This window comes from Haemophilus aegyptius, from assembly GCF_900475885.1.
GTDB classification, from domain to species: domain Bacteria; phylum Pseudomonadota; class Gammaproteobacteria; order Enterobacterales; family Pasteurellaceae; genus Haemophilus; species Haemophilus influenzae.
In genome coordinates this window covers 42,472-53,429 of the sequence record NZ_LS483429.1, presented here as the reverse complement: position 1 = coordinate 53,429, position 10,958 = coordinate 42,472, and the positions used below count along the sequence as shown (strand labels likewise).

The following is a 10,958-nucleotide window of genomic DNA, read 5'->3' as shown; positions in this document are numbered from 1 at the left end:
CCCTTTTATGGAGAATTATCTATGCACTGTCCATTTTGTGATACAGAAGAAACTAAAGTCATTGATAGCCGTTTAGTATCTGATGGTTATCAAGTTCGCCGCCGCCGTGAGTGCGGTCATTGTCACGAACGTTTTACTACTTTTGAAATGGCAGAATTAATTATACCGAAAATTATCAAAACTGATGGTACACGTGAGCCATTCAATGAAGATAAATTGCGCAGCGGTATTCAACACGCCTTAGAAAAACGTCCTGTAAGTGCAGATGATGTAGAAAAAGCAATTAATCACATAATTCTTCAACTGCGTGCAACTGGAGAACGTGAAGTGCCAAGTAAGTTAGTGGGTAAACTTGCGATGAATGAATTAAAAAAACTCGATAAAGTGGCTTATATTCGTTTTGCATCAGTCTATTTAAGTTTTGATGATATTGATCAATTCACTATCGAAATTGAAAAATTAAAGGATTAATTATGCTTGAATTTTCCTCACAAGATTGCGTATTTATGCAACGTGCCTTAGATTTAGCCGCCAAAGGACAATATACCACTACACCGAACCCATCGGTGGGATGCGTATTGGTTAAAAATGGTGAAATTGTGGGGGAGGGCTTTCATTTTAAGGCAGGACAACCTCATGCTGAACGTGTTGCCTTAGCTCAAGCAGGAGAAAATGCGAAAGGTGCGACAGCTTATGTTACGCTTGAGCCTTGTTCTCACTATGGGAGAACACCGCCTTGTGCATTAGGATTAATTGAGGCGGGCGTAGTGAAAGTCATTGCGGCTATGCAAGATCCAAATCCTCAAGTCGCAGGAAAAGGTTTGAAAATGTTGTCTGATGCCGGTATCGAAAGTGCGGTGAATTTATTAAACGATCAAGCGGAAAAAATAAATAAAGGTTTTTTAAAACGAATGCGTCAAGGAATGCCTTTTGTTCAACTCAAACTCGCCATGAGTTTAGATGGACGAACTGCAATGGCAAGTGGAGAAAGTAAATGGATTACGGGCCCAGATGCTCGTTCGGACGTACAAAAAATGCGAGCAAAATCATCCGCACTTTTATCTACTTCCACAACAGTCATTGCAGATGATCCAAGCCTTAATATACGCTGGGACGAATTTCCTGAAAATCTTAAAACAGAATATAAAAAAGAAGGGCTTCGCCAGCCTGTGCGAGTCATTTTAGATTCACAACATCGCATTCAGCCGACTCATAAACTTTTTTTAACCCATTCTCCCGTTTGGTTAGTCTCTAGTGAGCCACGAGATTTAACAGGCTTTCCTGATTTTTGTGAACAAATTATTCTTCCGAAAGAAAATTTACTAAAAGAATTAATGCGAGAACTGGGAAAACGACAAATCAATACCCTTTGGGTAGAAGCTGGAGCAAATTTAGCGGGCAGTTTAATTGATGCGAAATTAGTGGATGAATTGATTATTTACATTGCGCCAAAATTACTTGGAGACAATGCTCGTGGTTTATGCCAATTACCGAATTTAACTAAACTTGCCGATGCACCATTATGGCAACTCAATGAATTAGAACAAATCGGTGACGATATAAAATTAACTTACACACCGAAAGGAGTCTAAATGCTTAAAAAACTTTTCCATTCCGCACTTTGGGGCTTGGCTGCTGCGGGCGTGATTTTGTTTGCGGTTCCAAGACTGAATAACAGCAATATCTTCACTTCAGACGATATTGTATCGTTCAAAAATGCCGTGCGTATTGCCTCTCCAGCAGTAGTGAATGTTTATAACCGCTCTTTTTCTTCCGCCAGCATTAATGATAATGATCAGCTACAAGTGAATAACTTAGGTTCTGGTGTGATTATGAGTAAAGATGGCTATATTCTGACGAATAAACACGTCATCCAAAATGCAGATCAAATTGTAGTAGCGTTGCAAAACGGAAATATTTTTGAGGTCAGTCTTGTTGGTTCAGATGATCTCACTGATCTCGCTGTTCTTAAAATTCGTGCAAATAATCTTTCAACTATTCCACAAAATTCAGCGCGTCAAGCTCACGTCGGCGATGTGGTATTAGCAATCGGTAATCCCTACAACTTAGGACAAAGCGTGTCTCAAGGAATCATTAGCGCAATCGGTCGTAATGCGGTAGGCGATTCGGTGGGCAGACAAAATTTTATTCAAACTGATGCTTCAATTAACCGCGGAAACTCAGGCGGTGCCTTAATTAACTCTGCTGGGGAATTGGTTGGAATTAGCACGCTAAGTATTGGCAAAACCGCCAATGAAATCGCAGAAGGACTAAATTTTGCCATTCCAATAGATATTGCAAATGATGTACTACGTAAAATTATGCGTGATGGACGTGTGATTCGAGGTTATTTTGGTGTACAAAGTGATATTAGTTCAAGTAGTGAAGAAGGCATAGTTATCACAGACGTAAGCCCGAACAGCCCAGCTGCGAAATCAGGTATTCAAGTTGGCGATGTGATTTTGAAATTAAATAATCAAGAAGGGATTTCAGCCCGAGAAATGATGCAAATTATCGCAAATACAAAACCTAATTCAAAAGTTCTCGTCACCATTCTCCGATTAGGCAAAATCTTACAAATTCCAGTTGTTATTGAAGAATTTCCAGTAAATTAAAAATAGCGGTCTATTTTGACCGCTGTTTTCATTATATTTAATACTTTCTTTTCAATTTGAAAATTTATTTGTTCTAACCCCTTTTCTGACATTTCGGGCAAAAGAAACTATTACGCTGTCCAATAATTAAACTTTCAATTTTTCCACCGCACTTTGGACAAGGTTTATCTTTATTGCCATATACCAATAATTCTTGTGCAAAATAACCTGGGCGACCATCGGGCTGTAAAAAATCTTTAAGTGTTGTTCCACCTTGAATAATGGCTTTTCTCAAAACATCTTTAATCGTGTTCACTAAAGAGAAACATTGATTGCGCGTCAAATTTTTAGCGAGTTTAAGGGGATGAATGCCACAAATAAACAAACTTTCATTCGCATAAATATTTCCAACGCCCACTACCACAGCGTTATCCATCAAGAAAGTTTTAAGTGCGGTAGATTTTTGACGAGATTTTTTGAATAAATATTCTGCATTAAATTCATCAGAAAGTGGTTCAGGGCCTAACTTTAAGAAAAGATGAAAGTCATCTAGATTCTCCGTCCACAACCAAGCACCGAAACGGCGAGGATCGTTATAGCGTAATAACTTGCCATTATTCACTACAATATCAATATGATCATGTTTATCTATTGCACTATCCTGTGGCACAATTCGCACCGAACCTGACATGCCCAAATGCCCGATGATATAGCCTTTTTCCGTGTGAATAATCAAATATTTTGCTCGACGAGTGAGATCGACAATTTTTACATTTTTTAGCGTTATCAATTCCTCTGATACAGCCCAGCGCAATTTAGGTTGGCGCACGACAACTTTCTCAATCGTAAAATTCTTAAGATAAGGGCTAATACCACGTAGTGCAGTTTCGACTTCAGGAAGTTCCGGCATAATTTTCAACTTAGTAAGTAGATAGAATAATGATATAAAGTGCGGTTAGTTTTACCATTTTTTATATTCTTTGAAAATTAAAATGATGAATATTTCAAAAATATAGGTAGTTATCTAATGGATAAAATTTATATATCTCGTTTGATCTATGCTAAAAGATTTTTATTTTACAGAATAACCGCCTGTTTTCAGATACAAGCGGTTATTTTTTGTGTTAATTGACTAACTAATTAATTAATTAATTAATCAATGGGTGGTGTGTAAGTGCCATTTTTGATGTCGTCTTTAATACGATTTGCTTCTGTTAGTACTTGAGTTAATAACGCTTTAACATTTTCCAATGTTGCAATCGGGCTTAGGGTAGTCATTTTCAGTGATTGTTTGTCGCCTACTTTAGTCACGCCAATATTCGCTTCTCCTCGAGCAAAGAGTTCATCTGCCACGTTTTGGTTTAGTGCATCAATAAATTCAGCTGGATAGTCTTTTGGTACGACACGGAATAACACCGATGCAAACTGACTTGGCACAAGCATTTCTAAGGCAGGAGTATCGTTGATGTATTGCTCGACTTCTTTGGTCAGTTTTACGCCGTGATCGATCATTGAAGCGTAAAGATCTTCGCCCAATGCTTCAAGGGTAAACCATAATTTTAATGCGTCGAAACGACGTGTGGTTTGTAATGATTTCGCCACTAAGTTTGGCACGCCGTGAGCTTCATCATATTCCGAATTGAGATAATCCGCTTTGTAATCGATAAAGCGATAGTTCGCAGGATCTTTCAACAAGAACGCCCCACACGAGATCGTTTGGAAGAAGTGTTTGTGGAAATCAAGCGTGATGGAATCAGTTAATTCAATACCATCTAAGAAATAGCGATAATCTTTGGAAAGCAATAATGCGCCACCCCAAGCGGCATCAACGTGTAACCACGCTTGATATTCATCGGCAAGTTTGCGGATGGCTTTTAAATCATCAATCGCTCCTGCATCGGTCGTCCCCGCGGTTGCCACGATACAAGCGGCGATTTTACCTTCAGCTTTCAATTGGGCAAGCGTTTGTTTAAGTGCAATAAGATCCATTTGTGCATTGGCATTTGATGGCACGGTCACGACTGATTGGAACCCCATGCCCATCATTGCCATATTTTTTTGTACAGAGAAATGAGCGTTTTCTGAACAAATCACTTTCACTTTTTGCATCGCTTCTGCTGGAATACCATCACGTTGTACTGACCATTCAGAGCCGTCTTCGTTTTTCCAGTGGTTTGCAATCGCCCAATCGCGTGCCAACAATACGCCCATTAAGTTAGATTGCGTGCCACCAGAAGTGAACACGCCTGATGTGCCTTCGCCATAGCCTGCTTTTTGGCGTAGCCAGTTGATCAAATGCTCCTCCATAATTGAACCTGCTGGGCTTTGATCCCAAGAATCCATTGATTGGTTGGTCGCATTAATCAGTACTTCCGCAATTTGGCTTGTTACCATCGTTGGGCAATGTAAATGGGCAAGTGAGTGTGGATGATGTACTTTAAGGCTTGGATTAAGGAAAATTTCTACCAAATGATCGAGTGATTTCTGTACACCCATACCCTCTTTCGTCGGATTAAAACCGCTTATTAAGGCTCGCATTTGTTTGATTGAACCGCCCGTGTACATTTTTTCATTTTTCAGCCAAGCAGAGACTGCTTGCACCGCATTATGCATCGCTGTTTCATAATCGTTAATGGCTTCGTTATCGTTGCAAAACAAAGCTTGTTTGTGTTGTTTGAGGTTTGACATAATTATTCCTAGATATGAATTACACCCAATTTTCTGTACGTAATGCTATAACTCGCTCAAATTCTCTTAAATTGTTACTAACCAGAATTAACCCTTCACTACGAGCATGAGCAGCTATATGAATATCATTTTCGCCAATCAATTTCCCTTGTTTAGAGAGTTCAGCTTTAATATTGCCGAAATGAGCTGCATGCTTTGGTTGGTAATCTAAAATGGTGAGGCGTGATAAGAAATCTTCAATAACCGCAATGTTTCTTTCGGGATATTCGCTTTTTTCAGCTCCATAATAGAGTTCAGCCACAGTAATGCTACTCACGCACATTTTTCCTGCATTTTGATTAAAGCGAGAAAGAATTTCCAATGGCCTACGCTTAATCACGTAAATCACAATGTTAGTATCAAGCATATATTTCAACACTATAAAGCCTCACGCTCTGGTTGAAATGCAATTTCTCGTTCATTCATAAAATCATCGCTAACTGCTTGATCATTCAAGAAAAAACTATCCCAAGATTGGTTGAGAGGCGATAAAATCCGATCACTGCCCGATACACGAACCGATAATTTTTTGATTTCTTCAGAAAAGCGAACTTCAGCGGGCAAACGCACAGCTTGACTTCGATTAGTCATAAAAACAGAGGCTTCAATCATAGTTATTCCTTATGCTTAATTGTATATAGCATAAGTATATCCCAGTTTTATACAGTTGAGTAGAAAAAAGGTGGGATTTCCCTACCATTTTGAATTTACAAGCGGTCAAAATTCGCAAAACATTTGCAAAATCAGACCGCTTTTAATTAACTACGCACCACTTTCAATGCGTCTACAACAGATTGTTTGAAGCGTTTGATGAACTCTTCGCACTCGACTTGGTTGATGTTTACCGCACAAAGCACGCGAACCACGTTGCCACCGCGTCCGCCACGTTCGAGCAAGAGTTTGTTTTTGAAGCAAGCTTTTTGGATTGCTGCCGCTAATTCACAATCGCGCGGGTAAGCCCCTGTCGCATCTTTCGATTGGCGTTCGTCTACAATATCGATCCCCATCATTAAGCCACGACCACGTACGTTGCCGATGCACGGATATTCTTTGCTTAATTCGCGTAATGCGTTGGTTAAGTATTCGCCACGCTCTTGGGCATTTTGTGCGAGGTTTTCATCACGCATAATTTTAAGTGAAGCGTAACCTGTCGCCATCGCTAATTGATTGCCACGAAATGTACCTGTATGTCCTGCAGGTTGCCAAGCATCAAATTCTTTACGAATAGCTAATACAGCTAATGGTAAGCTGCCACCAACTGCTTTTGACATCACAATAATATCAGGCTCAATGCCTGCGTGTTCAAAGGCGAACATTCTTCCAGAACGGCAGAAACCAGCTTGCACTTCATCGACGATCATTAAAATGCCGTGTTTTTGGGTTACTTCACGTACTTTTTGTAAGAAGCTTATTGGTGCTGAAACAACGCCGCCTTCTCCTTGGATTGCTTCTAAAATTACTGCAGCTGGTTTTACTACGCCACTTTCTACATCTTCGATGAAGTTTTCAAAGTATTGTTCAACTGCTTTCGCACCCGCTTCGCCACCAATGCCAAATGGGCAGCGGTATTCGTGTGGATATGGCATAAATTGTACGCCAGGCATTAAATTTTCAACGGCATTTTTTGCACTAAGATTACCCGTTAAGGCTAATGCCCCTTGGGTCATACCGTGAAAACCGCCAGAGAAAGCAATGATATTGCCACGCCCTGTGTAAGTTTTGGCTAATTTGATGGCTGCTTCATTTGCATCTGCACCAGAAGGGCCTGTGAATTGTAAGATATATTTATCTTTCGGGAAGAATGACAATAATTCTTCACTAAACGCATCTTTAAGTGGAGTGGTTAAATCTAAAGTGTGTAACGGCAATCCGCTATCTAATACGTCTTTAATGGCTTGCATTAATATAGGATGATTATGTCCTAATGCAAGGGTTCCTGCGCCTGCTAAAAAGTCTAGGTATTCATTACCTTCAACATCAGTAACCCAACAGCCTTGTGCTTTTGCATAGGCAAAAGGTAATTTGCGAGGATAACTACGTACGTTGGATTCCATTACATCTTGGCGATCTAAAAAATGTTGGTTTGAAGCAAGAATTGCTTGTACAGGGGTAATCATTGTCATTTTTGATTAAAACCTTCTAAAAGAGGTGAAAAAAATAAGTCGGGTGCCTTGCGATAAATTTACTGTTTATAAAACAGACACATAGGGCATTTGACTCGCTACTTATTAAAAAAAGCGTTTCAGCTTTTTTGTTTTTACCCTAGTTTGCCCATTGGACGGGCTAGGTTGGAAACAGGTTTTGATGTAGGGTTACGTCAAAACGGGGACAATTGTATATTTTTTTTGCAATATGAAAAGCAAATTTAGCTTCTTACGAGTCAAACGGCTAAATAAAAAGCAAACGTTTGTGATAAGAACAAATAAAAAACCCGAGTTTCTACTCGGGTTTAAAATAATTAAATCAATATTATTTGATTTTTGCTTCTTTATAGATAACGTGTTTACGCACTACTGGATCAAATTTTTTGATTTCCATTTTTTCAGGCATATTACGTTTGTTTTTATCAGTTGTGTAGAAGTGACCGGTCTCTGCAGTAGAAACTAAACGGATTTTCTCACGAGCACCTTTAGCTGCCATTTTTTAGCTCCTTAGATTTTTTCGCCACGAGCACGGATTTCAGCTAATACTGCATCAATGCCTTTTTTATCAATGATACGCATACCTTTCGCAGTTAAACGTAAGGTTACGAAACGGTTTTCACTTTCAACCCAAAAACGGTGAGTGTGAAGGTTTGGAAGAAAACGACGACGTGCCGCATTCATTGCGTGTGAGCGGTTATTACCCACAGCTGGACGCTTGCCTGTTACTTGACAAACTCTAGACATAATAATCTCCAATAATTAAATATAAGCTCGAGCTTACGGTTCGGATTGTTTAAAGCTGGTTAAACCTAGCTTGCTACCTCGTCAGGTCGCACTAATCCGACCCGCTTACTATATTAAAGGTCGCAAATTATACTGACTTTGTTTTCATTTCTCAAGTGTAAATGCGATTTTCCTGAATGTAATCGGTAAAAAAATGGTCAATATTATAAAAATTTATAATAAACAATTCTCCGCGAAAGAATAACAATCGCTTTTCCCTACAATTAAATGATCAAGCACGCGAATTTCCATTAGTTCAGCCGCATCTTGAATTTTTTTAGTAATAAGTTGATCCGAATAACTCGGCTCCGTTATACCTGAAGGATGATTATGTGCCAAAATTAAAGCTGCCGCATTACAATAGAGCGCTTCTTTAATAATTTCTCGCGGATAAACCGCTGATACATTAATTGTACCTAAAAATAACCGCTCTTTTTTAATCAAACGATGTTGATTATCTAAAAATAAAACCATAAATACTTCTCTTTCCTCGTGTTGCAATTCAGTGAGTAAAAAAAGTTTTACCGTTTCAGGATCATTAATAATCGGCGTACTTAACATATCTTGCTTTAAATAACGCTTAGTCATTTCCGTAATCGCTTGCAGTTGAATAAATTGCGTAATACCTAAGCCTTTTACAGAACAGAAAGCTTTTTTATCTGCGGAAAGTAAAGCGTGCAAGGAGCCAAAATGCGTTAATACATTTTTAGAAAGTGACATAACAGGGCAGCCTTTGATACCAGTACGTAAAAAAATCGCAAGTAGTTCATAATCACTTAATGCTTTTGCTCCGAATGCCAGCAATTTTTCCCGTGGCATTAATTCATCATTGTTTTCCATATATTTATAAAAGAAAAATAAGAAAGATTTTGACCGCACTTTTTAGGTTTGACGAGCAAGTGATTCAAAATCTGCGATGCATATCGTAAAAATAGCGTTGGGCATTCAATAAAATTAAAGTAAAATAACGAAATTGTGGCTAAGTACTAACAAAGGTTGAAACATGAAATTAAACGGAAAGCATATTGTAGTTGGCATAACTGGCGGTATTGCAGCCTATAAAACAATAGAGTTGATTCGTTTGTTACGCAAAGCAGAAGCCGAAGTACGTGTAGTATTAACCCCAGCTGCAGCAGAATTTGTTACATCTTTGACACTTCAAGCCATTTCTGGCAATGCTGTATCGCAATCTTTACTTGATCCACAAGCAGAGCTGGCAATGGGTCATATTGAACTTGCCAAATGGGCTGATGCCATTATTATTGCTCCAGCTAGTGCAGACTTTATTGCCCGTCTTACTATCGGGATGGCGAATGATTTACTTTCAACAATTTGTCTTGCAACTGATACGCCAATTTTTCTTGCGCCAGCAATGAATCAGCAGATGTATTACCAATCCATTACTCAACAAAATTTAACGACTCTTCAAACACGTGGGATTATGCTTATTGGCCCCAATAGTGGTTTTCAAGCTTGCGGCGATATGGGGAAAGGGCGTATGTCAGAACCAGAGGAAATTTTTACCGCACTTTCTGACTTTTTCTCTCAAAAACAAGATCTACAAGGATTAAATGTCGCTATTACAGCAGGCCCAACGCGTGAGGCAATCGATCCTGTTCGTTATATTTCTAACCATAGTTCAGGGAAAATGGGATTTGCAATTGCTGAAGCATTTGCCGAACGTGGGGCGAACGTCACGCTGATTTCAGGGCCAGTGAATTTAACAACACCAAAAAATGTAAATAGAATTAATGTCATCTCAGCACAAGAAATGTGGCAAGCCTCTCTTGAAAGTGCGGTAAAAAATCAAATTTTTATTGGTTGTGCGGCTGTTGCTGATTACAGAGTATCTGAAGTTGCAGAACAAAAAATCAAAAAATCTGGCGATGAAATATCTATCAAATTAATTAAAAATCCCGATATTATCTCAGATGTAGGACATTTAAAAACACATCGTCCCTTTACTGTTGGATTTGCGGCTGAAACCCAAAATGTTGATGATTATGCAAAAGATAAACTTGAACGCAAAAATCTTGATATGATTTGTGCCAACGATGTATCTGGCGGACAAGTTTTTAACGCGGATGAAAATGCCTTGCAGCTTTTTTGGAAAAATGGTCATAAAAAATTATCGCTAAAATCAAAAGTAGAACTTGCCACTGATTTAGTCAATGAAATCATCGAACGCTATCAAAAAACCTTATAATTCCAACCGCACTTTTACCTAAAAATGAATTTCAAACGGAGTATTAAATGAAAAAAATTGACGTAAAAATTTTAGATTCTCGCATTGGAAATGAATTTCCTTTGCCAACTTACGCAACTGAAGGTTCGGCAGGCCTTGATTTACGAGCATTGATCGATGAAAGTTTTGAAATTCAACCAGGCGAAACCAAATTAATTCCGACAGGGCTATCAATTTATATTGCGGATCCCAATTTAGCTGCCGTGATTTTGCCTCGCTCGGGTCTTGGCCATAAACACTGCATTGTGTTAGGAAACCTTGTGGGATTAATTGACTCCGATTATCAAGGACCATTAATGGTATCAATGTGGAACCGTGGAAATGAACCATTCAAAATTGAAGTCGGCGATCGTATTGCTCAACTTGTTTTCGTGCCAGTAGTGCAAGCTGAATTTAATATTGTAGAAGATTTTCAACAAACCGAACGTGGAGAAGGCGGTTTCGGTCATTCAGGTAAATAATAAT

13 protein-coding genes are annotated in these 10,958 nt (G+C 38.9%); 5 read left to right on the top strand and 8 right to left on the bottom strand.

All coding sequences use genetic code 11. From position 1 onward, the window contains the following. Window positions 1-21 precede the first annotated feature (21 nt). The 3 genes from nrdR to degS are packed head-to-tail and all read left to right on the top strand — an operon-like array spanning window position 22 to window position 2,615. The gene (gene nrdR / locus DQN49_RS00260) at window positions 22-471 is read left to right on the top strand and encodes a transcriptional regulator NrdR (protein ID WP_005648026.1); all 450 of its coding nucleotides are present in this window, start codon (window positions 22-24) and stop codon (window positions 469-471) included. Window positions 472-473: 2 nt separating this feature from the next. After that, the gene (gene ribD / locus DQN49_RS00255; RefSeq protein ID WP_006995603.1) at window positions 474-1,592 is read left to right on the top strand and encodes a bifunctional diaminohydroxyphosphoribosylaminopyrimidine deaminase/5-amino-6-(5-phosphoribosylamino)uracil reductase RibD; all 1,119 of its coding nucleotides are present in this window, start codon (window positions 474-476) and stop codon (window positions 1,590-1,592) included. After that, a complete protein-coding gene (degS, locus tag DQN49_RS00250; RefSeq protein ID WP_065246977.1) occupies window positions 1,593-2,615 on the top strand; it encodes an outer membrane-stress sensor serine endopeptidase DegS in 1,023 nt (340 codons plus the stop codon). Window positions 2,616-2,688: 73 nt separating this feature from the next. Here degS and mutM read toward each other — a convergent pair whose 3' ends face one another. The 8 genes from mutM to radC form a co-directional block, all read right to left on the bottom strand. Then, window positions 2,689-3,504 (bottom strand): DNA-formamidopyrimidine glycosylase, encoded by an 816-nt coding sequence (gene mutM, locus DQN49_RS00245; protein ID WP_005648023.1) that lies wholly within the window; start codon window positions 3,502-3,504, stop codon window positions 2,689-2,691. Window positions 3,505-3,746: 242 nt separating this feature from the next. Continuing rightward, a complete protein-coding gene (ddc, locus tag DQN49_RS00240) occupies window positions 3,747-5,282 on the bottom strand; it encodes an L-2,4-diaminobutyrate decarboxylase (protein WP_006995605.1) in 1,536 nt (511 codons plus the stop codon). A 19-nt stretch (window positions 5,283-5,301) separates the two neighbouring features. Then, window positions 5,302-5,700, bottom strand: a complete 399-nt coding sequence (vapC, locus tag DQN49_RS00235; RefSeq protein ID WP_005651560.1) for a type II toxin-antitoxin system tRNA(fMet)-specific endonuclease VapC — start codon at window positions 5,698-5,700, stop codon at window positions 5,302-5,304. Then, a complete protein-coding gene (gene vapB2, locus DQN49_RS00230; RefSeq protein WP_005648011.1) occupies window positions 5,700-5,933 on the bottom strand; it encodes a type II toxin-antitoxin system antitoxin VapB2 in 234 nt (77 codons plus the stop codon). Before vapB2 ends, vapC begins: the two co-directional genes overlap by 1 nt. 146 nt (window positions 5,934-6,079) lie before the next feature. Next, complete coding sequence (locus DQN49_RS00225) at window positions 6,080-7,444, bottom strand: diaminobutyrate--2-oxoglutarate transaminase (RefSeq protein ID WP_006995606.1); 1,365 nt, start codon at window positions 7,442-7,444, stop codon at window positions 6,080-6,082. 346 nt (window positions 7,445-7,790) lie between these two features. Beyond that, window positions 7,791-7,961: a 50S ribosomal protein L33 gene (rpmG, locus tag DQN49_RS00220; RefSeq protein WP_005613503.1), complete on the bottom strand. Its 171-nt coding sequence runs from the start codon at window positions 7,959-7,961 to the stop codon at window positions 7,791-7,793. 11 nt (window positions 7,962-7,972) lie between these two features. Next, window positions 7,973-8,209: a 50S ribosomal protein L28 gene (gene rpmB / locus DQN49_RS00215; RefSeq protein WP_006995608.1), complete on the bottom strand. Its 237-nt coding sequence runs from the start codon at window positions 8,207-8,209 to the stop codon at window positions 7,973-7,975. Window positions 8,210-8,422: 213 nt separating this feature from the next. After that, on the bottom strand, window positions 8,423-9,088 hold the full coding sequence (gene radC / locus DQN49_RS00210; protein ID WP_013527272.1) for a RadC family protein: 666 nt from the start codon (window positions 9,086-9,088) through the stop codon (window positions 8,423-8,425). A gap of 163 nt (window positions 9,089-9,251) precedes the next feature. Between radC and coaBC the strand changes: the two genes are divergently transcribed. Both coaBC and dut read left to right on the top strand, forming a co-directional pair. Then, window positions 9,252-10,454 (top strand): bifunctional phosphopantothenoylcysteine decarboxylase/phosphopantothenate--cysteine ligase CoaBC, encoded by a 1,203-nt coding sequence (gene coaBC / locus DQN49_RS00205; protein WP_006995609.1) that lies wholly within the window; start codon window positions 9,252-9,254, stop codon window positions 10,452-10,454. Window positions 10,455-10,501: 47 nt separating this feature from the next. Beyond that, window positions 10,502-10,954 (top strand): dUTP diphosphatase, encoded by a 453-nt coding sequence (gene dut, locus DQN49_RS00200; protein ID WP_006995610.1) that lies wholly within the window; start codon window positions 10,502-10,504, stop codon window positions 10,952-10,954. Window positions 10,955-10,958 lie beyond the last annotated feature (4 nt).